This window comes from Amycolatopsis sp. H20-H5 (assembly GCF_035828755.1).
Taxonomy (GTDB): Bacteria; Actinomycetota; Actinomycetes; order Mycobacteriales; family Pseudonocardiaceae; genus Amycolatopsis.
Genome location: NZ_JAYMZS010000005.1, coordinates 117,455 through 142,006, shown reverse-complemented (window position 1 = coordinate 142,006; position 24,552 = coordinate 117,455). Strand labels below are relative to the sequence as shown.

The 24,552-nt window shown below is 65.6% G+C and carries 22 protein-coding genes and 1 pseudogene; 11 read left to right on the top strand and 12 right to left on the bottom strand.

The annotated features are described in order from the left end of the window. Window positions 1-118: 118 nt before the first annotated feature. Together QMK34_RS04305 and QMK34_RS04300 are read right to left on the bottom strand one after the other, a co-directional pair. Window positions 119-676: an EF-hand domain-containing protein gene (locus QMK34_RS04305; protein ID WP_326411695.1), complete on the bottom strand. Its 558-nt coding sequence runs from the start codon at window positions 674-676 to the stop codon at window positions 119-121. Between the two features lie 136 nt (window positions 677-812). Next, window positions 813-3,038 (bottom strand): hypothetical protein, encoded by a 2,226-nt coding sequence (locus QMK34_RS04300; RefSeq protein ID WP_326411692.1) that lies wholly within the window; start codon window positions 3,036-3,038, stop codon window positions 813-815. A 421-nt stretch (window positions 3,039-3,459) separates the two neighbouring features. Here QMK34_RS04300 and QMK34_RS04295 point away from each other — a divergent pair, with 421 nt between their 5' ends. After that, window positions 3,460-4,224 (top strand): bestrophin-like domain, encoded by a 765-nt coding sequence (locus QMK34_RS04295; protein ID WP_326411690.1) that lies wholly within the window; start codon window positions 3,460-3,462, stop codon window positions 4,222-4,224. A gap of 838 nt (window positions 4,225-5,062) precedes the next feature. Next, window positions 5,063-7,246, top strand: coding sequence for a hypothetical protein (locus QMK34_RS04290; RefSeq protein ID WP_326411688.1), 2,184 nt, complete (start codon window positions 5,063-5,065; stop codon window positions 7,244-7,246). 122 nt (window positions 7,247-7,368) lie between these two features. Here the strand turns inward: QMK34_RS04290 and QMK34_RS04285 are convergent, their stop codons facing one another. From QMK34_RS04285 to QMK34_RS04275, 3 genes are all read right to left on the bottom strand, one after another. Next, on the bottom strand, window positions 7,369-7,665 hold the full coding sequence (locus QMK34_RS04285) for a hypothetical protein (RefSeq protein ID WP_326411737.1): 297 nt from the start codon (window positions 7,663-7,665) through the stop codon (window positions 7,369-7,371). Then, complete coding sequence (locus tag QMK34_RS04280; RefSeq protein WP_326411747.1) at window positions 7,593-7,922, bottom strand: hypothetical protein; 330 nt, start codon at window positions 7,920-7,922, stop codon at window positions 7,593-7,595. The genes QMK34_RS04285 and QMK34_RS04280 overlap by 73 nt, the downstream gene beginning before the upstream one ends. A gap of 260 nt (window positions 7,923-8,182) precedes the next feature. Continuing rightward, entirely contained in the window at window positions 8,183-8,344 is a 162-nt protein-coding gene (locus QMK34_RS04275) for a hypothetical protein (RefSeq protein ID WP_326411745.1), read from the bottom strand. 128 nt (window positions 8,345-8,472) lie between these two features. Between QMK34_RS04275 and QMK34_RS04270 the strand changes: the two genes are divergently transcribed. The 5 genes and pseudogenes from QMK34_RS04270 to QMK34_RS47690 form a co-directional block, all read left to right on the top strand. Continuing rightward, a complete protein-coding gene (locus QMK34_RS04270) occupies window positions 8,473-9,507 on the top strand; it encodes a tyrosine-type recombinase/integrase (protein ID WP_326411686.1) in 1,035 nt (344 codons plus the stop codon). Continuing rightward, entirely contained in the window at window positions 9,504-10,178 is a 675-nt protein-coding gene (locus QMK34_RS04265; protein ID WP_326411684.1) for a hypothetical protein, read from the top strand. Before QMK34_RS04270 ends, QMK34_RS04265 begins: the two co-directional genes overlap by 4 nt. Window positions 10,179-10,324: 146 nt before the next feature. Beyond that, entirely contained in the window at window positions 10,325-11,854 is a 1,530-nt protein-coding gene (locus tag QMK34_RS04260) for a tyrosine-type recombinase/integrase (protein WP_326411682.1), read from the top strand. A gap of 18 nt (window positions 11,855-11,872) precedes the next feature. After that, the gene (locus tag QMK34_RS04255) at window positions 11,873-12,094 is read left to right on the top strand and encodes a DDE-type integrase/transposase/recombinase (protein WP_326411680.1); all 222 of its coding nucleotides are present in this window, start codon (window positions 11,873-11,875) and stop codon (window positions 12,092-12,094) included. A gap of 15 nt (window positions 12,095-12,109) precedes the next feature. Beyond that, window positions 12,110-12,292, top strand: a pseudogene (locus tag QMK34_RS47690) (IS3 family transposase); the annotation flags it as partial. 198 nt (window positions 12,293-12,490) lie between these two features. On the opposite strand, the gene QMK34_RS04250 reads toward QMK34_RS47690, so the two are convergent. From QMK34_RS04250 to QMK34_RS04225, 6 genes are all read right to left on the bottom strand, one after another. After that, the gene (locus QMK34_RS04250; RefSeq protein ID WP_326411678.1) at window positions 12,491-13,264 is read right to left on the bottom strand and encodes a CoA-transferase subunit beta; all 774 of its coding nucleotides are present in this window, start codon (window positions 13,262-13,264) and stop codon (window positions 12,491-12,493) included. Between the two features lie 69 nt (window positions 13,265-13,333). Then, on the bottom strand, window positions 13,334-14,308 hold the full coding sequence (locus QMK34_RS04245; RefSeq protein WP_326411676.1) for a CoA transferase subunit A: 975 nt from the start codon (window positions 14,306-14,308) through the stop codon (window positions 13,334-13,336). Continuing rightward, window positions 14,301-14,816, bottom strand: a complete 516-nt coding sequence (locus QMK34_RS04240) for a flavin reductase family protein (RefSeq protein WP_326411674.1) — start codon at window positions 14,814-14,816, stop codon at window positions 14,301-14,303. The genes QMK34_RS04245 and QMK34_RS04240 overlap by 8 nt, the downstream gene beginning before the upstream one ends. Before the next feature lie 2 nt (window positions 14,817-14,818). Next, entirely contained in the window at window positions 14,819-15,175 is a 357-nt protein-coding gene (locus QMK34_RS04235) for a DUF4387 domain-containing protein (protein WP_326411672.1), read from the bottom strand. Continuing rightward, a complete protein-coding gene (locus QMK34_RS04230) occupies window positions 15,175-16,524 on the bottom strand; it encodes an acyclic terpene utilization AtuA family protein (RefSeq protein WP_326411670.1) in 1,350 nt (449 codons plus the stop codon). Before QMK34_RS04230 ends, QMK34_RS04235 begins: the two co-directional genes overlap by 1 nt. Before the next feature lie 8 nt (window positions 16,525-16,532). After that, a complete protein-coding gene (locus QMK34_RS04225; protein ID WP_326411668.1) occupies window positions 16,533-17,891 on the bottom strand; it encodes an LLM class flavin-dependent oxidoreductase in 1,359 nt (452 codons plus the stop codon). Window positions 17,892-18,025: 134 nt separating this feature from the next. On the opposite strand from QMK34_RS04225, the gene QMK34_RS04220 reads away from it, so the two are divergent. From QMK34_RS04220 to QMK34_RS04205, 4 genes are all read left to right on the top strand, one after another. Next, window positions 18,026-18,859 (top strand): IclR family transcriptional regulator, encoded by an 834-nt coding sequence (locus QMK34_RS04220; protein WP_326411666.1) that lies wholly within the window; start codon window positions 18,026-18,028, stop codon window positions 18,857-18,859. A gap of 132 nt (window positions 18,860-18,991) precedes the next feature. Further along, window positions 18,992-20,392 (top strand): MmgE/PrpD family protein, encoded by a 1,401-nt coding sequence (locus QMK34_RS04215; RefSeq protein ID WP_326411664.1) that lies wholly within the window; start codon window positions 18,992-18,994, stop codon window positions 20,390-20,392. A 115-nt stretch (window positions 20,393-20,507) separates the two neighbouring features. Then, a complete protein-coding gene (locus QMK34_RS04210; protein WP_326411662.1) occupies window positions 20,508-20,996 on the top strand; it encodes a hypothetical protein in 489 nt (162 codons plus the stop codon). Window positions 20,997-21,082: 86 nt separating this feature from the next. Continuing rightward, window positions 21,083-22,480: an MFS transporter gene (locus QMK34_RS04205; RefSeq protein WP_326411660.1), complete on the top strand. Its 1,398-nt coding sequence runs from the start codon at window positions 21,083-21,085 to the stop codon at window positions 22,478-22,480. A gap of 188 nt (window positions 22,481-22,668) precedes the next feature. Here QMK34_RS04205 and QMK34_RS04200 read toward each other — a convergent pair whose 3' ends face one another. Beyond that, complete coding sequence (locus QMK34_RS04200) at window positions 22,669-24,354, bottom strand: FAD-dependent oxidoreductase (protein ID WP_326411659.1); 1,686 nt, start codon at window positions 24,352-24,354, stop codon at window positions 22,669-22,671. Window positions 24,355-24,552 lie beyond the last annotated feature (198 nt).

Genomic DNA, 24,552 nt, shown 5'->3' with positions numbered 1-24,552 from the left:
CGGCCTCACGGCAGCGTCACAGTACGAAGCGTCCTTCAGCTCTGCGAAGGTCACTGTTCGTCCTCATGCCCGTCGCCTAGTTGGCGACAGGCATGAGGGACTACCGAGGTACTTCTGTTTAGAACGGACCATACAGCCAGTTTCCGGGCGCGTCCGGATCTTCGCCCGCGTAGAACTGGCGAGCGACCGTGAGGAACTCCTCTTCGGACAACTCTCCGTCCCCATTGAAGTCGAACTTGCAGAATCCGGCCTCGGTATCGGCCTCGGATATCTGTAGCGCCCTGCTCAACACCTGAAATTCTTCGAGGCTCAGAGAATTGCTGTCGTCTGCGTCGTACAATCGGAACCACGTTACCGCGACGGGTTCGAACACCTCGACATACCTGCCCTCCCCCAGGATGACCTTGACCATCGCGGCACGGAACTGCTCCCGTTCCATACTGCCGTCCATCGGTAAGCCCTGCGCCAGAAGCAGCGCGTGGAACCATCCGAGCATGGCGTCCCTGAAGGCCGCGATCTTCTGCTGATTATGCTGCCCCGGCACGATCGCCGAGATGCCGGCCGCCAGTTCAGCGAAGTCATCCTCGGCCAGGTGCGCGTCCTTCGTCACGTCGAGCATGTCGAAGACGTGGTCCATTTTTCGGTAGTACAGATCGTGCGAAACGGTGGTGGTCATGACAAACCCTTCCCATCCGGCTAACGACTATTCAGATTATTCCCTCACGAAGATCTATTTCTCATCCTCACTGGAGACCGGCATTCGGTAAAGAGCCATTTTGTCACTTTTTCTGTCCCAGGGAGTGAATCTTCCGTTACGACTTGCCGAGGCCTGAGGTCGCGCTGACGACAAGGACCATGCTCACCATCGCCAGTACAGCGGCGATGGCCCCCACCGCGGGCTTCGACATCGGCGAGGCCTTCGCGACTTCAACCGGCGGCGGCTGCGGTGTGACCGCCGCGGGCGCAGGCTGCGGCGTGACGGCCGCGGCCGCAGGCTGCGGTGACGGCGTCACGGGGATCGGCGACAGCGAGATGCGGACGGAGGCGAACCCGGTCACTCGCGTCATCGCCCGGGCATCTGTGAACGGCACTCCGTTGACTACCGGCACACCACTGATCCGCAGTTCGGTGTCGACGTCGGACTCGATCGTGATCTCGCAGGTGTATTCGATACGCTGGCCCGGTTGCAGCGTCCCCAGGGCACGACGGCAGGGCGCCGGCTCTCCGATCACCTCAACATCCTGGAAGGGCACCGTAGATGGATTTGCTGCCGTCACCGTGATCGTGACGCGCTCCCCGCGAGCGGCTCGATCGGCGGACCACACCGCGGCGAGGGCCAGCAACGGATGGACCACGGTGAAGGCCGCGTCGGTGGTGGCAGAGACCTGCCGCTCCAGTTTGTCCCCGGCCGTGACCGTCGCGGTATTGGTCGCACCATCGCCACTCGCGATGACCACACAGTCCGCACTGGCCGTCTGACCCGGCGCCACCGCGGCGAGGTCGGTCCGGTCACACGCAGCGAGGTGGTTGTTGTGCAGTGCCAATCCCGACAGCGGGGTGTCGCCGGTGTTGCGCACCAAAGTCTTGACCTGGACGGACTGCCCATCGAGGACCGTCGCCGGCTCGGCGGTCTGACTGACCTGCACCGCGGGGCGAAGCACCTCGACCGCGCTGGTCGCCCCGGCGGCCAGCGCGTCGCCCGCCAGGCTCTGTCCCGTCACCTTGGCTTCGGTCGTATAGTCGTCGCCTTCGGCCGTGAGGTCACAGGTGACGGCCGAGGCCGCGCCCGCGGCGAGTGCCCCGATCTTGCGGACACACGTGGGCTCGGAGCCCACTCGCACGGATACATCACCCGCGGGCGCTCCCCCAACATTGGCCACCGAGACCGACTGCACTACCGCGTCACCGGGATGGACGACGGAATGGTCGGGCCGAGTGGTCACTGTGAGCTCGGGCAAGGGGAACGCCACGACCATGCTCTGCACGAGGTAGGCATCGTCACGTCTGGTGAAGGCCACCTGGGCGCTGGTCGCGCCCGGCCGGATGACCTGGTCGGAGGCCGTGACCGTCGTGGCGTCGACACTCATGTTGTTGACCACATCCGGCTTCACGCTGCCGTCGGCATGCGACGTGAAGAAGTTGTTCGCCTGTATACCTTTCTCACGATCGCCTTGCGCGACGCCGTTGACCAGGAACTGATCCCCCGCAGTCGCCCAGTCACCCTCGTAGGCGGAGAGCCCGATCCGCGCCGAACCTCCGGCCGCGTGCATCGACGAAGGCACGATCTGCACCCTGCTCGTGGCGGTCGAAACCCGGACGTGTCCGCCGTAGACCACGACGTTCTTCTTCGCCGGAGCATGCTGCGCTGTCGGGCCGACGAACTTCCAAACCACGGTGAGCGTCCAGCCGCCGAAACAGTCGTTCCCCTCCGGGGTCCAGACGTTTCCCACCGTCACCGTGGTGTCGCCCTGAGCCTGGGCGAATTCCGTAGTGACATCGGACTGTGCACTATAGAACTGCTGATCAGTCGCGGCCAAGCGAGCCGGGTCGTCAACGACCATGGTGAAGCGGCTGGGCTCGAGCAGCGTCGGCTTACCGTCGTTGACGGTCAACGACACAGCCTGCTTTTCCGGCGTACCCGGCGGCTTGGACTTGCCCCGACCGCAGGGCGCTCCTTCCTTTCTCCCCACGTCGCCTGCCCAACCCAGCTGGGCATAGGCGACGGTCGCCCCCGATGGAATGGCCACACGAGCACTCGAGGAATTGAACGTCGTGTCGTCCTTGTCGATATCGGACCAGATCATCGCGTGACTGTTGTTCAGCGCCCCGAGCCCCTCGCCTTTGCGCTGCTGGGCGTCCGCGCACGCTGAAGGCGGATACGCAACTCCAACACCGTTCGCCGGGGAAGTCGGACAGGTCATCACAGCGTTGCCCGCCAAAACGAAATCCCCATACAGGGACTGATTGAACTTGACCTCCCAAGGATCCGGCCCGCGTGCGAAGGAGGGCAAAGACGGCGTGAGCACGGCCAGCAGCACGAGCACCGGTAGCAGCACCAGCAGACTCCGCGCCAACCGCATATCTACCCCTAACGAATAGGTCCGGAAACAGCACGACGGAGACAGGTTGGCACGCGGAGTCGGGCGTTGTCACGAACGGTTCACCCGGCCCCCGGCCTGCCAGATTCACCCCCCGTATCCGCCAGGTGAGAACGAACCCCGATCGTGGAGCTTCGACCGCCGCAGATCCGCGCAGTTCCGAACAGTCGGTGATCTCGACCTCGCCTCGTCCACTACTGGCTGACGAACGCCTCTTGACTGATGGATTCCGCGCTCTTCGGTGGCACAGCGGGACGTCCGGACCAATGATGGAGCGGAACGAGAAACCGATGGAGGAGCGAGTGTCTTTCATGAGGAACACTGTTCGGCAAGTCTTGGCCAGGACGTTGTGACGGTGCCGATGTCCGCCGCCGCAGTGGTCGCCGGCGCGATCGTTCTCGTAATCGCCGTCACCGTCCTACTCGGACGCAAGCGGCGGCAATCCGAACACGCTGACGACGGCGACAGCGACTCTCGCGGGTTCATCGGCAGCATCCTCAGCGGCCTGTTCATCGTGGCGCTCGCGTTCTACATCGTGATCGTCTGGGAGAACGCCAACACGGTCGAAGACAACGCGGCCGCCGAAGCCGCAGCCCTGGCAGACACCTACTGGCAGCTCGGCGTGGCGCCGCAGCCTCAGCGGGACCACATCCGCACCCTGATCCGGGACTACGCCGAGGCGGTTGAGAAGGACGAATGGCCGCAGTTGCGCCTCGGAGGCTCCGATCCGCACACGGGCGAACTGCTGTTCTCGCTGCACACGGAGATCATCCAACTCCCGGTCACGCCGGACCAGGTGAAGAGCGCCCGTGATCAGTGCCTGACCCGGCTCCGGGAAGTGACCGACAACCGCCGGACCCGCATCGGCCAGGCAGGCGGACTCAGTCCCACGGGACAGCTGACCCTGGTCGCGGCACTCGTCGGCGCCGCGGGCATGGTGGCCTTCCCGATCACGATCGGCTTCACCGCGCGACCCCGACACCTCATCCTGATCGCCACCATGACCGCGGTCCTCGCGGGGACCGGTTACGTGCTGCTCGACCTCACTCAGCCGTTCGACGGTTTGCTCAAGGTCGAACCAGATGCCTTCAGTGCGGTTTCCGAGGAAATACTTCGGATTCCCTGACCTCTCCCGACTGCCACTGAGAGATCCCTGGCGTGTGGAGAAGAGCAATGACCTGCAAGTCATCGGCTGAGACTCCGCCGAGGTTGAGAAGGGACCGCTGCGCACGCCGACCCGAGCCAGGACGGCCTGGCACAGCGGCTTACCCGGCGACTTCGAGGACGAACCCTCCCGGAGTGCCGAACACCAGAGAGCATGCGCCCCCAGATCGTCGCGCAGATCCGTGTCCTGAACGAACTGTGAGCCCATGAGGCACTTTCGCCACACCGGCAGCATTAACCGCGCCCATGATGTGCACTCAGTGGGGTCCACTCGCACGGGCAGCCCAGCTATGCCGGGTCCGGCACAGGCCCGTTGCGCGGTGGGAACAATATCATTCAGCCGGGTGAATACGTGAAATATCCACCCTTGGGTAACGCAGTCGTCCGATTATAGTAACCGGCCCTGTCACGGAGGGCAGTGACGGCTACCAGCGGTGACAACGCCACCAGGCGAGACGCTCATCCTCATCGAATGGAAAACATCCTAACCTCACCCGGGGTAGGCGACGGTCACTCTCAAGCATCGGCCATCGTCAGATTCGCGGCCAACCCATTGCGGTCGTCGTGAGCGTGGACAACGCTGCCAACGACAGAACAGCCCTAACAGCGACGTGATTACGGCTACAGCCACGCGCCGCTGAACCGACGAGCGAGACGATTCCCGTTCCGCTGACCTCGACCGCCAGTCCGGCGGATGCTCGACGAACGGCACCACGAAACCTTTTGCGAAGGGATTCATCTCAATGCGCAGGAATTCTCTTTCGGGAAGGCGGTCACTGTGCCTGCTTTCCGTTTCCGCGATGGTCTTGCTGAACAGTCACGCTGTCGCGCAGGCAGCGCCGTTGCCGCCGGGTTGTGCCGTGCAGGAGTCCCTTATCACCTGTGACGGGGACCTGAGTGGCGTGATCGACCTTGGTGTCGAAAAGGCGACCGCGATCACCGTCAAGGGGAACCTGGCAAGCGGGGCGAAGATCACCGGCAGCGCCGGTAAGGACGTCATCACCGTGAAGGGCGACGTGCTGCAGGGCGCAACTATTCTCGGCGGCGACGGTGACGACACCATTTCCGTTTTCGATGTCGGCGGCCTGTACTGCCCGGACGCGGGCCTCGGCGCGTCGAGCCGTAAGGGCGGCCTCGTCGACGCTGGGGCGGGCGACGACACAGTCACCGTCGGCGGCGGCCCCGAGGATCCAAAATGCGCTGAGCGATTCCCCGGTACCACCTTCCCCGCAGGCAACGTCGGAGAGAAAGGAAAAGTGCTCGGCGGTGACGGCAACGACACGTTGAAGGTCGGCAGCACCGGTTTCGTCAAAAGCAATCAAAAGGAGCCGAGCAAGTCCATCGAAGCGCTGGGAGGCACAGTCGACGGCGGCAACGGGGCTGACCAGATCGACGTCGGGTACGTCGCCTTCCCCAACGACGTGGGCGAGGAGAACGGGCACATGGTGTCCGGCGTCTACGGCGGCAACGGCAACGACATCCTGCACATCGGCACCGCCAAGAACGTCCTGGACAGCATCGACGGCGGCCCTGGCGACGACACAATCAGCGCGGACGAGGTGTTCCAAGGATCACTGAGCGGCGGCGACGGAAACGACACGTTCAACCTCACCGGAAAACCGGTGAGCGGCCTGTCCAGGATACTCGGCGGCGCGGGGAACGACCGGTTCACCGTCACCTCTCTCAACGACGTCGCCAAGTTGCTGGGCGGCCCCGGGAACGACACCTTCGACATCGGCTCGATGAACGGCGCCGACCAGCCCTACTCGCCGTTCGTCAGCGCCTACGTCGACGGCGGTGACGGCAATGACACCTTCACCGTAGGAACGATGTCATTCAACGGTTCGCTCCACGGCGGCGCGGGCGACAACACCTTCACGGTCAAAAGCCTCAACAATCCCGCTGGAGTCGACCCCGCGTGGTTCACCGCCCTCACCGACGAGCAGAAGAACACCCCTCTCTACGCCAAGGCGGCCAGGATCTACTCCGGTGACGGCGCCGACAAGATCGACGTAGGCACGATGGGACACGACAGCGCCGTGTTCAGCGGCGGCGGCGATGACGTTGTCCACGCAGACAGGCTTGCGGACCAGGCGTCTATCGAAGGCGGGGAGGACGGTCACAAGACCATCGAGGTGGCAGGCAACGTAGCCGACTCCGCAGCGGTGTACGGTGGCTTCGGTGACAACACCATCGCCATCAAGGGCGAGGTGGACACCAACGCGCACGTCCAGGGCGGCAACGGGGCCGACAAGATCACCGTGCACGAAAACTACGGCCGCGTCCGCGGCGACGCCGCGATCCCCACCGCGCCTCTGTGCACCGACGTCAACCAGAAGTTCACGCCGCTGCTCGACAAACTCAAGCCCATCCTGGCCGACCTGAAGTCGGTGATCGAGAAGGCTCCCAACCAGTTTGACCTCGACATCCCGGGTGACTACCGCCAACTGGGCGCGGTGGTCGGCGGCCTTGACGCCAACGACCTCGAAACCGATGCCAAAGACCTGCTGGCCGGATTCGAGAACTTTCTCGACACCGACCTGGCCAGGCTGCTGAGCCGCCCCGACAAACTGGGCAGCCCCGACGACGTCGCCACAATCAAGAAAGCCATCAAGGACGCCGAACCGCTCCGCTCGCCACTAAGCGAAATCGTCAAATCCCTGGAGGAACATGGCTGCGCCGTACCTCCGCAGGGCACCGCGGGCAACGACGTCATCACCGTCGACATCAACAACGGCACGGACATCGGCGGGGGCAAGACCCAGCGTGGTGTCGTCTCCGGGGATGGTGGCGACGACACCATCAAGGTGGCGACCAACACCGACGGCGGCGCGGTCTACGGCGACGACCCGGACGACAAAACCGTCGTCGGCGTCAACACGGTCACCGTGGCCGACAACGCCGGCGAGGTTACCGGTGGCGGAAAGGGCAGCACCTGCACCATCCAAGCCGGCACTGTCAAGACCTGCACCGGCACGCGATGATCACCGTGTATTGAAATCCTCATACTGACTTTCTGGGCACGGGGCGCCGACCAGCGTGAAAAGACCGGTCGGCGCCCCATTGTCATCGACACCCGCGCTTCAGCGCGATATCCGCAGGCCCGCTACGTCGGCGCACGGTAGACGGCAGGCCAGACGATGGCCACGACATGATCCCGCTCCGGCAGGCGAATCCGCTCCATGACCGACGGGTCGGAGGCGAGCTGCGGCTTACCGTCCTGGGTGAACAGGTTCGCGCCCTGCTGGGCGCCGAGGATCGCGGCGTGGTGGCTGTTCTCGGTGACCTGACCGGTCTGGAGAGACAGCCCACTGGCCCTTGTCGGCTTGATCAGCTTCCTGCCGTCCGTGACCAGTTCTTCCCAGGTCGCCGATGGGGTGGCGATACCGGCTTCAGCGGACAGCTTCTTGTTGTAGCAGAGGCCGTAAGCCTGGCCGCAGACCGGTACGCCGACAGCGGCTGGCCGTTCGCCTCGATGGCGGCCAGCGACGGGCCGAGCAAGCGGGACTTGCCGCCGATCTTGTCTGGCGAGACGTCCTCGAAGGGCAGGAACGCACCGGTCGCCTGCAGCGAGGCCGACGAGGTGTTGCCGATGTTGAGCACGTCGGGTCCTGGCCGGACGTGGTGGCGGCGAGGATCTGGTTGAGCAGGTCCGGCCACGGCACGACCTCGAGCCCGGGCCGCAGGACCGCCTTGTCGTTGTCGAGGTTGGTGCCCTGATTGGAAGCCCAGTAGGTGAGTTCCTTGGGGCCATCGGACGACGTACTGCCGCCTCCTCCTGCGGCAGTGGTGGCTGCGAACAGCGCGAGAGTAAGCATGCGGCCATGCCGAACGCCGCTGAGCGTGGCGGACGCGGGGCCCATCAGTGTGCGCCGCCCTGGGTTCTACGAGTGGATCGCCGTCGAGCCCGCCAGAGCCGCCTACGCCGCGGCGGAGTAGCGGTTGGCCACCGAGATCGCCGGTCTCACGCGCCGGCGTCGCCGATCACTGACCAAGCAGGACACCACCGCCGCGCCCACACCGGATCTGATCAGCCAGGGCTTCACCACCGACGCGCCCGGCGAACGGTTCGTCGGTGACATCACCTATCTCCCTACACAGGAGGGCTGGCTGTACTTGTTAGTTACGTGGAATCACCCGACTGAGTGGATCTTGGTTCTGGGGGTTCAGTGCGCGCTGGGTCGTGCCGTTGAGCCGGTCAATGATCATCATGGAGAAGTGGCCGGTCCTCGGCCGGCACCCGCGCGCGGCGGAATGGCTGCAGATCTGGACCGACCTGGGGCGAGCACCGCGCACGATCGATGCGTACGCGCGGGGGCTGGGCGAGTATCTGCTGGTCTGCGAACGTGAGGGCATCGATCCGCTGACTGCCAACCGTTCCCAGGTGGCGTTGTTCGTGCGGGAGCTCACTACGCGTCCCAGCAGTCGCGGTCCCAACGTTGTCGTGCTGGATTCGGGTTCCGGGCTGGCCAACGCCACGCTGCAGCAACGCCTGGTGTCGGTGCGATTGTTCTACGACTTCCTCATCGAGGAGGGTGTCCGGGAGTCGAACCCGGTCGGTCGGGGTCGCTACACCCCGCGCGGTGGGTTCGGTGCCGGCGGTCGGGGTCTGGTCCCGCGGATGGTCAAGTTGCCGTGGATACCGAACGATCAGCAGTGGCGTGACGTCCTTGACGTGTTCCGCGGCGAGCCGGTCCGCAACCGGGTGATGCTCGCGTTGGCCTACGACGCGGCACTGCGCCGCGAAGAGCTGTGTGCGCTGCGCACCGACGACATCGATCCGGGCCACCGGATGTTGCGGATCCGAGCGGAGACCACGAAGACTCGGCGCGGTCGGGCAGTTCCGTACTCGGCGGCAACCGGGGCGCTGCTCGCGGAGTATCTGGTGCACCGGGCCACGTTCAGCAGTGCCCGTGGACCACTGTTCTTGTCCGAGTCACGGCGCAATCCGGGGCAGCCGTTGACGTTGTGGACCTGGTCGAAGGTGGTGCGCCGCGTCGCGCTGGCCGCTGATGTTCCTCAGTTCGCAACCCACACGCTGCGGCATTTGTGCCTGACGGATCTGGCGCGGATGGGATGGGAGCTGCATGCGATCGCGACGTTCGCCGGGCATCGCAGCACGGACTCGACGATGGCTTACATCCACCTCTCCGGCCGGGATCTGGCCGCGAAGCTCAACGCCGGCATGGCGCAGATCCACTCCTGGCGCGTCGAGACACTCGCCGACGGCGGGGAGAGCCGGTGAGCGCGTCAGCGTCTCGGCTGCCGGCAGCCGAGACGGAATCGGCGTCGGCTGGTTCCTTCTTGCTCGGGCTGGACACGGGGCGCTACGACCGGCGAATGTCGCTGTCGAGTGCCGAGACCGCTGCGTTGGCGGCGCTGGGCGCGGAAGGGTTGCGGCGAAGCCGCGCCCGTGGCGCCGTCCTCGACGAGTCGTCGTGGTCTGCTGTGACCGGCTTGGTGCGGCCTTTGGACGACGCACTGGCCGTGCTGCATCATCACGACGACGCGGCGCACCGACTGGCCGGGAACGACGCGGTCGCGCGGATTCTGTTGCATTGCGCCGAAACGGGCAGGTCGTACTGGTCGTTCACCCCAGGCGACTGGTGGACCCTGCTGGGAGCCGACGCCTCGATGTTTCGCGCGGCGGTTCCCTGGCGGGCGTCCACGACAGTGCGGCCGTTCACGATCGCGCTGGCCTACCTGCTCGGCGAGTTCGACGACTTCCATCAGATCGGGATGTTCGACCGGCTTTACCTGGCCGGGCTCGTGTTCGGTCCGGGCACCGTCGACGCCACCCTCGCAGAGGTCGCATCGCTGCTCGGTTCGTGGGGCTACCGAGGGCACGACGGCACTGGACGGCCGCTGCCCGGAACGTTAGCCAGTTCCTCCTGCTCAACCGCAGTCCTCACCTGATAGACCTGACGAACGAGGCGTTCACCAGGCTTCGAGAACACCCGTCACTGGCCACTACCCATCACCGCCGCGAGGTATTCGGGCTGCAACGGGTTGCCGCCGCGGCCGGGCACTGCGACCCGCCGGCCCGGTTCGGCAGCTATCACATGGACGAGCTCGACGGTGTCGCCCCTGCCTGGGCCGAGTGGGTCGAACGGTGGCATACAACCTCGACGCTGACCCCACGCGTCCGCTCGATCGTACGCTGCATCATGGCCAAAGCCGGCCGGTGGTTGGCCGCTGAGCACCCGGAGATCACCGAACCCGGCCAGTGGGACCGGGCGTTGTGCGCCGCGTGGGTCGCCGCGGTCGACCGGATGAACATCGGTGACTACGTCTGGCGCACGAACGCGCTGGGCGACCGAGTCGGGCAACCCATCGCCGCCAGGACCAAAGTCCATCACCTCACGACCAGCCGGGTCTTCTTCCGTGACTGCCAGGAGTGGGAGTGGATCCGGCGCCGGTTTGACCCGAACCGGGCGCTGGCGCCGTCGCGTAGTGTCACCGCGCTGATCGGCACCGATCCGCGGGTGATCGCCGACGACGTGTGGGCCAAGTTGTTGTGGGCCGGGCTGAACCTCGTCCCCGAGGACTTCCCGGCCAGCTCCGCTGGGTCCTACTACCCGATGGAACTCATCCGGGCGGTCACCCTTACCTGGTTGTTCGCCGGGCTGCGCAGCGATGAGGTCGTCCGGCTGCCCGTCGGATGCGTCCGCTGGCAGCACGAAGGCTCCCCGATCCGTCAGGATGCGGCCGACGTCCTGGCCGACGACGCGGTCTGCTTGCTCGACGTCCCGGTCCACAAGACCGGCACCGCGTTCACCAAACCCGTCGATCCGTTGCTCGGGCAAGCGATCGAGGCCTGGCAGGTGCTGCGCCCGGCTCAGCCCAAGACGATCGACCGCAAGACCGGCGAGAGCGTCAACGTGCTGTTCGCGGTCCGCGCGCATCCCGTCGCCCGCAACTACATCAACCGGACGATCATCCCGGCGTTGTGTCGCAAAGCCGGAGTTCCCGACGCCGACGTCCGTGGGAAGATCACCAGCCACCGCGCCCGGTCCACGATCGCCAGCCAGCTCTACAACGCCAAAGAGCCGATGACGCTGTTCGAGTTGCAGGCGTGGCTGGGCCACCGGACACCGGCCTCGACCCAGCACTACGCGAAGATCACCCCGAACACCCTCGCTCAGGCCTACAGCGACGCGGGTTACTTCGCCCGCAACGTGCGCACCATCGAAGTTCTCCTCGACCGCGACGCCGTCACCAACGGGACCGCCGCCGACCATCCTTGGCAGCACTACGACCTGGGCCACGGCTACTGCGGCTACACCTTCTTCGAGCAGTGCCCGCACCGGATGGCTTGCGCGCGCTGCGACTTCTACACCCCGAAGGGATCAACAAAAGCGCAACTGTTGGAGGCTAAGGACAATCTGCAGCGGATGCTGGCTTCTGTCCCGCTCACCGATGACGAACGCGCCGCTGTCGATGACGGGCAGGCCGCAGTCGACACGCTCATCGGCCGGCTTGTCGACGTCCCAACGCCGAGCGGTCTCACACCCGGCCAGCTCGCGATCCCGCCTACGGTGACCTTGCTGCCGATTGTCGACGTCAGACAGGGCCGACTTGATCAACTTTGATTCCACATAATGGCGACGGTGCTCGACCTGCATACCCGCGAAGTGGCCGGTCACGCGATGGCCGAGCACATGCGTGCGGAGCTGGTGTGCGACGCGGTCAACCTCGCCGCCAGACGTGGCCTGACCGGGGCTGATGCGATTTTCCACTCTGATCGCGGTTCGCAGTACACCTCGTCGACCTTCCGCACCGCACTCGCGGAGGCGGGTATGCGACCGTCGATGGGCCGGGTCGGGTCGTGACACACCAACGCCGTCGCGGAGTCGTTCTTCGCGACTCTCAAAACCGAGATCGGGACCCCAGTGTGGGCCACCCGCGACAACGCCCGCCGGGCAGTGTTCGCCTATCTGGGTTACTACAATCACGACCGTCTACATTCGACACTCGGACACCGAACGCCGCACGAAAGCTATCGTCAAGCTATCGCCCACGCGGCATAAAACCCCGGTGTCCGGTCCCCGGGGGGAACCTCAAACAACCCCAAGCCCTTACCTGCCAACACACCAGACGACGATGAAAAAGGCCCACTGTCCGGAAGCCTCGGGGCGGCTCAACATTGCTTGGTGCCTTTCTGGTTGGCCGACGGTGCGGGACCGAAATATTGTCGTTATTCACGCACCGCTCGTTTCTGGTGTCGTCTAACGTAGGTAGACGCGACCAGGATCGACGTCCTCGCGCAGCAGACGCAGTTCGGCCAGGGTTGGCGGCGCGATGGTGCCTACGGTGTCAGCGACCTGCAGGTCCCAGCCGGTGGCGTCGCGGACCTGATCGACCGTGACACCGAGATGGGTAGCCGCCAGACGCAACTCCTCCCCTGCACCCGGTCGTGCCAGGATGCCGAGTTCAGTGATGACTCGGGTCACCCCCGCCCCGAGTGGGTAGACGCCCTCGGCCATGGCGCGGTCGGGGCCGGGGGAGGTGCAGAAGTCGAGGGTTTTAGTGAAGGAACGGGGATTGTGGCGGCGCATCACCACAAAACTCTCTCGGGCGTTGGCGATGACCTCCACGGCTCCCCCCGACCCGGGCAGGCGCACAGTCGGGTGGTCCCACGGGCCGATGACGGACGAGTTGAGGTTCCCCCACTGGTCGATCTGGGCGGCGCCCAGGAAGCCGACGTCGATGTGTCCGCCCTGTAGGACGTACCCGAAGAGGGCAGGCAGAGACAGCACAGCTTCGGCCCCGGTGATGAGTACGGAGTCGGCGATGGTTTCAGGCAGGTGCGATGGGTGGGCGCCGCACACGCCGGACTCGTAGACGATCTCGAGGCCGGGTGCGACCGTGAGTTGGGCGAGGGACGAGGCAAGGGTGGGCAGGCCGATGCCGGCGAACACGACATTCTTGCCCACCAGTGCACGCGAGGCGACCACCGCCAGCAGCTCCGAGGAGGTCGCGGCCGCGGGGAGGACGTTCATCTCGGACTCGCTTTCGTTCAGGGGATCCGCAGGGTGCCATCGGCCTACCGCACGGGGCGTGCGCCTCGGTCACAGTCGCCGCCCGTAGTCCACCGGCTGGCTCAGGGCCTCCCCAACCGCGAGTTCGGACCAGAAGTCAGCGCCGAGGTTGGCGACGTACTCCGCGTGGTCACGTGTGCCGTACACCCACTGCGCCAGCCAGTCACGCAGCCGGGCGGGATCCTTGCTGATCGACGACCAGGAGCGGTAGAACGCGTTGTCGCGGTCGTAGTGGCCCTGGACGAAGGATGGATGGGCTCCCCTGGGGCACTCGACGACGGCGTCCACGGCGTGCCCGGGGATGACCGTCCGGTTGGGGTCAGAGCGGACGACCTCGTCGGCGACGACTTCCTCCACAACGACGATCGCCTTCCCTGCGGCATACACGGCTTCGGCTTGCACGCCGGTCAGTCCCCAGATCTGGGTGTTGCCGTACCGGTCCGCGCGCTGAGCGTGGACGATGGTGACGTCCGGGTTGACTGGTGGTACGACGTAAACCTGTTCCGGTCGGCCACCGGGGCCGGGGTAAGGCGAGGTGATCTTGCGTAGTTCTGGATTGACTGTGGGCAGATCACTGCCAGCGTAGGAGCGCAGGGGGTAGAAGGGTAGGCGTTGGGCTCCCGCGAGGTAGCGGCACACCAGGCCATAGTGGCTGTATTCCTCGAACTCCAGCGGGTCGGGCACGCTGTGTTCGACCCGGCGGCGCAACTCGCCGAGCGACCCGGCGGAGGAATTGCCGACAAAGGACGAGACCAGCTTGGCCACGCACCCACCGGCCAGCAGCTGATCCACCACGATGTCCGCGGTCATCCGGACGACAGTGAGACCCCTGCGGCCCTGACGGATGATCTCGTGTCCCGCGGCGGTCGGGATCAGGTGGGTGAACCCCTCGAGTGAGACGGTGTCGCCGTCGTGGACGAAGTGGGCGACCGCGTCGGCCATGGTCATCGTCTTGTCCACACCTGGGCGGCCGGACGGCGTCGCCTGCTCGTTGGGCTCAATCATGCTCGTGGTCCAGATGCGTGCCGAATGACCGTGCGCAGTAGGTCAGGGGCGATGTCGGAACAGTGTCGATCTCGGTGACCAGGCCGAGCGCGATGACGTGATCGCCGCCATCAACCAGTTCGGCCGCGTCGCAGCTTAACCACGTCTGCGTGCCGGTCAGTCGGGGAAGGCCCTCAGCGGCGTGCCACTCGACGCCGACGAACTTGTCAGTGCCTTTGCGCGCGAACCTCAGCGCCAGATCGGACTGGTCACTGCCCAGTACGTTGACACCGAATCGCCGAGTCCTGCGCACCATCGCCAGCAGAGCCGAACCTCTGTCGAGCGCGACGGTGACCATGGTCGGATCCATCGGCAAAGAGCCGAACGCGCTGACGGTCGTACCGTGCGGACGGTCCCCGTCCATGCCGGTCACGACCGTGACCGGCGTACAAAGGGTCGCCATGGCCTGCCGAAACCGAACTGCCAGCGTCGCGGGCGACCCGACCACATGCTCCTTGGAAGTGTCCATCGCTAGCCTCCTGTGGCGAGGTCGGGGCCCGTCGACAGGGCCGGTATCGGCAGTCCCAGTAGCGGAGCGTGCTGCTGGCACCCGAAGGTGTCCCGCTCCCCCACGCCGCCCTGCCCGCTGTTACGACGCAGCACCGTGAGTTTGAACGATTGGGCCGGTTCGAAGAAGGAGCAGTAGACGATGTCGCCGAGGGGGATGCGGAACAGACTCGCCATGACCTGCTCGGTGAGATCGCCGTGGTCGCGTACATGCGCGTACGTTCGGTAGTCGTTGAAGAGCACGTCGAAGGTGATCTCGTACGGTCCCGCGTTCTTGCTGCGGACGACGTCGGCGAGTTCGCCGAGCGCGATGGTGCCCATCAGATGCCCACCTTTCGGGTTTCCGTCGAGAAGAGCCGAAGCCCTTCGCTGTCCATCACGTGATAGAGGGTGAACTCGAAGACCGGGCCGATCGGGATGTCGAGCGGGGTCAACGGCAGGGCGAGGTTCCCCGCGGTCGCCTTCTGTCCCGGATAGCTCTTGTGCAGCACCGCGACGCGAGCACTCGTACACACCGCGGTGGCACGTTCCTGGGTCGGCGCGGTCACCTCGCCGAGAATCGCCACCTCGTGTCCGACGCCGCCATGCGGCTCCCAGTCACCCATCGTCCCGTTCTTCCCGTAGACATGGAATCTCAGGCTCGCCTCGCCGTTCGCGAGGTCCGGCTGCAGCACACCGACGTGGACCCGCACCTGGTCGAGAAAGTCCTCTATCTGTCGAATCAGCAGAGGATCGCGTATCCCTCCGATGAACACACTTCGGTAGCCCACCGGACTGGCACCCTCAAGCTTCACCGTTGCTGTCCTCGCCGGCTCGAAACGGCTGTTCTGCACGCGCACGGTGCGGTCGTCCACGGCGGTATACGTGCAGTGCCGCACATCCAGCACACCGGAAGGCCCGACCAACAGGTCGGGACGGCCCTTCTCGTACAACGTGTGCGCCGCCACCGACAGCGGAGTGCACGCTTGGTGCGCGCTGATCGGCGTCAACTCGAACGCGTCGCGGTACACCGTGGCGACTACTCCGCCGCTCTTGGGAATGGCGCACATGGCGCCGCATTCCATGATCTTGCCCATATGCCAGGCGATGGCGGGATCGATGCCACGGCTGAGGCAGAAGGCGGCGTGGGGTGCCGGATCGTAAGCACGACCCGCTACCACGACGTCGACCGGGTGGTCCTCGGTCAGGAGCGGGACGAGCGGTTCGGCACCCATCTGTGCGACGATCGCCGTCGTGTCGTGCACGCTGGCGTGCGTCGGCAGATCGCCCAGGACGTTCGGCCGAATCCGTCCCTTGTCGAGTTGATCCAGGACGATGGCCGGGTCGATGTCCGCGTACACCGACGCGACCCGAAGCGAGAGCCCTTCTTCGGTCGCGATCCTGTCCACGAGTTCGACCATCCAGTCGACCTGTGCGTTGGTTCCCGCTCCACCGGCAGAACTGATCACCAGCGGAATGCCGCGCGTGCCCGCGGCCTGCAGCAACGGGCGCAGGTCGCGGACGTAGGAATCCTCGGTGACCAGCAGCGTCCCCGTGCCAAGCATGATCGGACCGGGATCGGTCGAACCTGAGTCGACCACGATGGCGTCGACGCCACGGTCGACAGCGGCCCAGAAGTCGTTGATCGGGTAGCCGTACCCGAGCATGCCGACGGGCGTCAGGATCCTCACGCCGGTAGTCACAGGGCGGCTTGAGTGAGATCCGGGACGCGCTGGGCCCGCGCGCTCGGAGCGGTCAGGCCGAGCGTGTCACGCAAGGTGGCTCCCGGGTATTCGGTCCGCGCCAAACCACGTCGCTGCAACTCGGGCACGACGAGCCGGGCGAAGTCTTCGTAGGAGCCGGGCACCGCTGGCGCGGACAGTACGAACCCGTCGCAGCACACGCCGAACCAGCTTTCCATCTGGTCGGCGACCTGACTCGGGGTGCCGACGAACGTCGCTCCCTCGTTGAGGGTGCCGCGGCCGGAGTACCGGACGAAATCGCTGACCGAGGGATGTGCGCTGCCGCTGACCGTGATCACTCGGTCGCGCAAACCCTGCCAGGACATCGCAGCCAACTCCGCGTCGGTGAAGGGTTCGTCGAGCGGCCGGTCAGAGAGGTCGACGTTGAGCACTTCGCACAGCAACGCCAGACCGTCCTCGGGTCGCGCCAGGTCGGCGAGCAGCGCACGTTTGTGTTCCGCGATTTCCTCGGTCTCACCGACGATGACGGTGACCGCGGGTGCGATGGTGATCGCGTCCGGGTCCCTGCCTGCGTCACGGACCGCCGCCCGCATCGCCTGGTATTTGCTGATGCCGGATTCACGGTCGGCGTACGACGCGAAGATCACCTCTGCCCATCGACCCGCGAACTGGGAGCCGCGGCCGCTGGCGCCCGCCTGTAGCAGTACAGGTTGCCCCTGCGGCGATCGCGGCACTGGAAAGGTGCCCGTGACACGGAAGAAAGCCCCGGAGTGATCGATGCGGTGCACCTTGGCCGGGTCTGCGAACAGTCCGGCCGCCTTGTCCAGGCGGATAGCGTCCGTGTCCCAAGCCGACCACAGTTCGGTGACCACCTCCAGAAACTCGTCGGCCCGGTCGTAGCGCAGATCGTGTTCCAGATGCTCACGCGCGCCGAAGTTCGCTGCCTCCGAATCGTTTAACGACGTCACGACGTTCCAAGCGACGCGACCGTGCGTCATCAGGTCGAGCGTCGCGAACAACCTTGCGACGTGGAAGGGCTCGTAGTACGTCGTGGAATAGGTGGCACCGAGACCGAGATGGGTGGTGGCACCGGCCATCGCCATCAGAATCGGAGTCGGGTCCATCTTGACGGACCGAATTCCATGACGCACGGCGAGTTCGTGACTTCGCCCGTAGATATCGGGCATCGCCAGCCGGTCGTCGAAGAACGCCATGTCGAACTTCGCGTCTTCCAGGGTGCGCGCGATGCGGGTGAAATATTCAGGCGTCAGGAAATCCGTCATCGTCGACGGGTTACGCCAGGAGCCAACGTAATTGGAACAATTCTGCGCTTGGAGAAAGCCAATCAAAGCCATAGTGCGCTTACCGTCTGACACGGGCCACCTCGCTGTCTCTGCCTGCGTTTGCAGGTAGCCCAGTGTGTGGTGGGGTAGGCTGCGACACCAACAGAACTTTCGCTACACGCAACTTCGGAAAGGCGTGAGTGCGCGTGGGCAGCAGCGACGGAGATCGTCGATCCCCTTCCGGGGACAGCCATTACCGGGCACTGAGGTTGCTCGAGGTGTTGGCCGGCATGGACCAGCCGGCGACGCTGCCCGCGATCGCCGCGGCTGCGGGGCTCTCCACGCCGAGCACGTATCGGGTGTTGCGGAGCCTGCACCAGCAAGGCTTCCTTGACCACATCGGTCGCAGTGGCTACCGAATCGGTCCGCGCTCGATCGCGCTCGCCTCGTTGATCGGTCCTGCCCCGGCGCTCATGAATCGCGCGAAGCCGGTGCTCGCTCGACTCTCTGCGATGGCCGAGGAAACCGCGACGCTGCACCTGCGCAGCGGGCAGCAGCGCACGATGATTCTCGCGGTCGAGCCCGCGAACAACCCCGAACACCGAGTCGTGCGGAAACGGGAAAGGTCCCCGCTGACGTCCGGCTGTAGCGGCCTGGTGATTCTCGCGAACCTGCCCGAGGCGGACGCGGAGGCGATCATCGACTCCGGCCTGAGCCCCCGGAGGAAGTCGGTCGTTCGCCGGCAGATCATGCAGGCCCGCTCAGATGGCTACGCCCTGTCGTTCAGCGCCAACCACACCAACATGAACGGCGTGGCCGTCGCGCTGATCGACCCCGACGACGGCGTCGCTCTGAGCGCGATCGCCCTTGCCGGCTCCGAACGGCGGATGCCCGAAGCCAGGATGCGAAGCCTCGCCGGCCCGCTCGTCGCGGCGGCATCGGACTTGGCGCCGCGCGTTGCCGCGATCCTCGGCCCCCGCTCAGCCACCCGGCTTGAGGGTTCCGACGTCGTTGTCCAGGATCTCGCCGACGAACTCTGAGGTGACTTTCACCTGGCGAAACTTCGCTTGCCACCGGCACGGGCCGTGGACAACGGTACCCGGCACAGACGATGCCGGCGCAGTCATCGGGCACGCTGCGTAGGGCATCGGCGCCTATCGCGAGGAGTTCTCATGGATCATCGAACAGCAGGACAGCCGGGCTACCTGGCCGAACGGATCGCCGAGTTCGCGCACGATCTGTCGCTCGATGACATTCCGGAGCCGGTCCGTGCCGTCGCCCGCGCGCACCTGCTCGACGGTGTGGGCACCGCACTCGCCGCGACGCCCCTGGACTTCGGCAGGGCCATCCACGACGCCGCGAGGCACCTGGGACACGGCACCGAGAGCCACGTGATCGGATTCGGCACGGCGCTGCCCGCCGCGTCCGCCGCCCTTGCCAACGGCACGTTGATCCATGGCCTCGACTTCGATGACACGCACATCGGTGCGATCTACCACGCGACGGCACCGTCGCTGGCCGCCACCCTCGCCGTCGCGGAAGCCCAGGAGGCGGACGGAGCGTCGGCGCTCGTGGCCTACGTTCTGGGGCTGGAGATCGGTTGCCGCATCGCCCGCATCGGTGCCGGCCGATTCCACGACCGTGGCTTCCATCCCACCGGTATCGCCGGTGCGTTCGCCGCGGCCACGGTCGCCGGTCGGCTGCGGCGGCAGTCCGTGGCGACGATGGTCAACGCTCTCGGTCTCTGCGGGAGCCAGGCCGCCGGGATCCTGGAGGTACGTGAGTCCTGGCTCAAACGCTTCCATCCTGGCTGGGCGGCGCATTCCGGTCTCGTCGCCTCGACTGTCGCGGGCGCCGGCTTCCTTGGCCCCACGAGCGTGTTCGAAGGACCGCGCGGTCTGTTCGCGACCCATCTCGCCGAGGTGCCGGACGCCTCGACACTGCGCATCGACGACCTCGGATCACGCTGGATGACTAGCGAGATCGCCATCAAGCCTTATCCGTGTTGCCACATGACGCACGCGTTCATCGACGGTGCCCGTGAGGTGCTCGCCGAACTGGGCGCCGCAGCGCTGAGTCCGGAGGACATCGACCGCATCGAGTGTCCCATCGCTGCCCGAATGATGCGCTCGGTCACCGAACCGACCGAGACGAAGATCGCGCCGCAGACGCTCTACCAGGCACTGTTCAGCGTGCAATATGCCGTCGCACTGACGCTGGTGCGGGGCAGTGTCGATCTGGCGGCCTTCTACGACGAACCGCTCGACGATCCCGCGGTACTCGCCGTCGCCCGCAAAGTGGTCTGTCCGCCCGACGAGCACAGCGACTACCCCGCCCACTTCACCGGCGACGTGACCGTGCACCTGCGCGACGGGCGCTCGATCCACAAGCGAATTCCCGACAGTCGCGGCTCCCGGCAATGGCCGATGTCGACCGAAGACATCACCGCCAAGTTCGAGTCGAACGCGCGTCGAGCACTGCCGACGGACAACGTGAACGCCATCGTGAAGGTTGTCGGTGACATCGAGTCATGCGCCGACGTGTCCGAGCTGCTGCACCTGACCACGGCGTGATGGCCACCCGCGTAAGGATCTATGGAGTCGGGCGCGAGCCCGAATATTCGAAGGGGCCACGATGGATGTGCCGTTGGACAAGTCGCAGTCGGAATTTCTCCAAGGTTTTCAGTTGGTGGTCGCGGGAACCGACGCTGCCGGTGAAATCGCCTTCCTCGACGTCGACGAACCACCTTGCCGCACCCATCCCGGGGCGTCGGAGCGGGTGAAGTTCTGGGCCGCTTCCTCGACCCCGGTACTCCCGTTCGACATCGGCTCGACCCCGGCCGATGTCGCGTTTCCCGGCGTCGGCGCCATCACGTTCGGCGTGACCTGCTACCCGTCGCACTCCGCGGGAAAGCGGCGGTTCACCGCAGATGAAAGCGCGCAAGCGAACTTCCATCGCGCCGAGTTCACCGACCCCACCATGCACCAGACAGACACCATCGAGTTAGAGGTCATCCTCTCCGGAAAGGTCGACCTGGAACTGTCGAGCGGGCAGATACGGACGCTGGTGCCGGGCAACCTCGTGGTGATGGGCGGCGTCGGCCATTCCTGGAAGAACGTCTATGACGAACCGTGCGTCGTTGCCGTGGTCAGCATCGGCGCCCGGCCGGGCGAATGACACAGCGCGCGAGCCTGACCGCCTAGCTGTCGCGCTGCCGCGCGTCTGGCGTCAACTGTTCCGATGTACTCAACGAGGAGTCCACCATGTCAATTTCGGAGACGTCAGCAAAGGGCGAACGCGCGAGCTATTCGGCCGCTGCCCGTCTGAGTTCGCTACCTGTCGTCGTTCGTACTCAAAAAATCTGGTGCACCCTGCTGGGTGTGCTGTTCGCCTTCGATGTCGTCGACATCTACTCGTTCTCCTATGCCGCGCCACAACTCTCTCAGGAGTGGCATCTGTCATTGGGCGACACGGCCATGGCCACTTCTGTGGCCTTCCTCGGCAACTTCGCCGGCGCTATCGTCGGGGGCAGGATCTCGGACCGGATCGGCCGGAAGAAAACCATCATCATGGCTGTGATGATATTCTCGACGTTCTCGCTGCTGACTATCGTCGCAAGCAGCCTTCCACTGTTGATCGTGATGCGATTCTTCACCGGATTCGGTATCCAGGCCATGACCGGTGTGCTGATCGTGTACGTGGCAGAAATGTTCCCCCAGTGCGCACGCGGGCGTTATCAGTCGATGCTGCTCGCCATCGGACTGCTGGGAGTTCCCCTCGCGGCGTGGGTCGCGCGCCTGGTCATCTCCCTCGGACCCGGAATGTGGCGCTGGATCTTCGTGTTCGGTTCGCTCGGCGCAATCGCCGGTGTGGTGGCGATCCACGCTCTCCCGGAGTCCGTGCGCTGGCAGAGTTCGATGGGCTACGCGGCGCAGGCGAACGAGACCGTGTCCATACTTGAATCCGAGGCCGAAGCCAAGATCGGTGGACCGCTGCCCACCCCGAGTGATCCGGCCAGCGTCCAGTCGGGCAGGCTGACGGAACTGCTGCATGGCGCCACTGCGCGCAACCTCGTGGTCACCTGCGTCGGCGCCATCCTGGTCGGTGTCGGATTCTTCAGCGTGAACGCCTACATCCCGACGCTTCTCGTGCAACGAGGCGCCAGCACGTCACACAGTCTCATGCTGACGTCCTTGTTCTCACTCGCCGCGGTACCCGGGGCCCTGCTGGCCTGGCCGATCGTCGACCGGATCGAACGTAAACACGCCCTGTTCGGCACCACCATCGCCGTGGGCACCGTGATGGTGGTGTTCGGCCTCGCGAACCAGAGCGTCCTCGTTCTCGTCTCGGGTTTCCTGCTCAGCATGCTGCTCCAGACCCAGACGGTCTTCCTCTACTCCTACCTGCCCGCAGTGTTCCCGACACATCTGCGTGGGGTGGGCGCCGGTACGGCAACCGGGCTCGGCCGCGTCGCGGTCTTCGGCAGCGGGTTCGTCATCGCCCCGCTGTTCGCGACGATCGGCTTCGGCGGATATTTCATCACCATGGCAGCGGTCATCATCCTCGGTGGGGCGGTCTTCGGTGTGTTCGGCATCTCGACAACCAAACGCGCGCTGGTCGAGAACGACGCCCACCTTGCTGGCGTCGGGCGCGAAGACTGACCGTCCACCGGCGGACCGAAGCCGGTACCCAGTGAAGGGACATTAGCGGTCGGCAACCTCAACGACGTCTTGTCTCGGATGCCGGGCGCCCGGCCTGATCGAGGTCGACACGCGCGATGTTGGTAGGTGGTTCTTCGCGTCCCCGCGGTGGCGAACGCACAGTGATCTGGCTGGGCCGTGCGCCACCACTAGGCACGGCGGAGAATCGTGGTCAGGGCCGCTCGCAGCTCGGCTGCCGGATCAACCGGCGAAGTCCTGGCGCGGAACCCGACGTGGGAGTCCGGGCGGACCAGCAGGGCACCGCCCGGCTCGATCTCCAACAGGGCGAGGTCGCTGGAATCGACCGGTCGCAGGTCCGAGCCGAGGTGGTGAACCGCGATCGGGACGCCGAGCTCGTCCGAGACCCGCTTGGCCGCGACGCGCCATCTGCCGGCCGGGCCGCTCATCGTGAACAGCACGAATCCGCCGCCCAGCAAGTCAATGGTGGAGAGACGGGTGCCGCCACGGGCGTCGGTCAGCCAGAAGTGCGGAAGCCGCGCACCGGGATACGTTGTGGGGCGGTAGGTGTCCACCGACGACTCGACCGGGGCGGAGCCGTCCGCCACAACGGCTCCGGCATGGTAGATCCGACCGAACTGCTGGCCCTGGGACCAGAATTGCTCACGCTGTTTCGGAATCGCTTCGGCGATCGTGCGCCGCGCGGCCTCCCCCTCGGGTAGCTCGATGGCGTCGAGGATTCCGCGGTCGCTCATCAGCCAGCCGGTCTCCGCCATCCGTTTGGTGTTGAGCGCGACCTGCTCGATGTTGTACTCCGCCACGGGTTTGCGTTCGGCCTCATAGGTGTCGAGGAGCTCTTCGCCGGCTTGCCCCCGGACCACCGCGGCCAGCTTCCAGGCCAGGTTCACCGAGTCCTGGATTCCGCTGTTCATCCCGAAGCCACCGTGCGGTGGGAATCGGTGCGCGGCGTCGCCCACCAGTAGGATGCGGCCGATCCGCCAGCGGTCGGCGACGGCCTGCTCGTGTCTCCAACGCAGCACGCTGCGCACCTCGATGCCGAGGTCGGAGAGCCCAGATGCCTCTCGGATCAGGCCGGCGCACAGCGCCTCGCTGAAGTATTCGTCCGGCCGGCTCGAGTCGCCTTCGAAGTTGAAGATCCAGTGACCGTCGGAGTCAGTGGGCCAGAAGGTGCCCTGCACGTCTCGGTTCGCGATCCACCACAGCAAGTAGGGGCGACCGGCGACAACCCCGTCGAGGTCGGCGCGGAAGTACACGTTCACCGACTCGCCGTACGGTTCGCCGGCGACGTCCCCGAAACCGTGACGCTCCCGGATCCGGCTCCGCGCTCCGTCCGCCGCCACGACATAGCGGGTACGGATGGTTTCGGTTCCGCCGTCCTCCGTGACCAGGACGACCTCGGCAGTGTCCGGGCCTTGAACGATTTCGGTGACGGTCGTGCGCATCCGCAGCTCGACCTGCGGCGACTCCGTTGTCGCCGCGCAGAGCACCGGCTCGACGCGGTGCTGCGGCGCGAACAAGGGCGCTTCGGGGCTCTGCGCGCTGAATTCGGCGAACTTCCCGGCATCCTCGGCCAGGAAGATGGTTCCGAGCTCGATGCCGTTCATCCTGGTCAACCAGGCGATGCCGAGTGTGCGCTCAGGAGGCAGGCCCACCCGGCGCACGGCGTCCGCGATGCCGAACTGCCGGAACAGCTCCATCGTGCGCGCATGCACACCGACAGCTTTCGGGTGATGTGCGAGCCCGTCGTGGCGCTCGACAACCAGGGTGCGGATCCCAGCGCGGCCGAGCTGCAGGGCGGTGCTCAGCCCGACCGGCCCGGCACCGACGACCACCACATCAACCTGGGGAGAACTCATGATCAGCAAGCTCGATTCGCTGAGCGGCCACGGGAAGGACGACACCAGTCAATACCCGAGATTGACTCATAGTCAATCCCTCCGTACATTCGGACTACCCACCGAGGGGCAACGGAATCGTCCGTTCGCCGCACCAGCTGGGAGACATCCGGATCGACGAGGCGACCGGGATCGTGCACCTCGGAGCGGGCCGTTCTC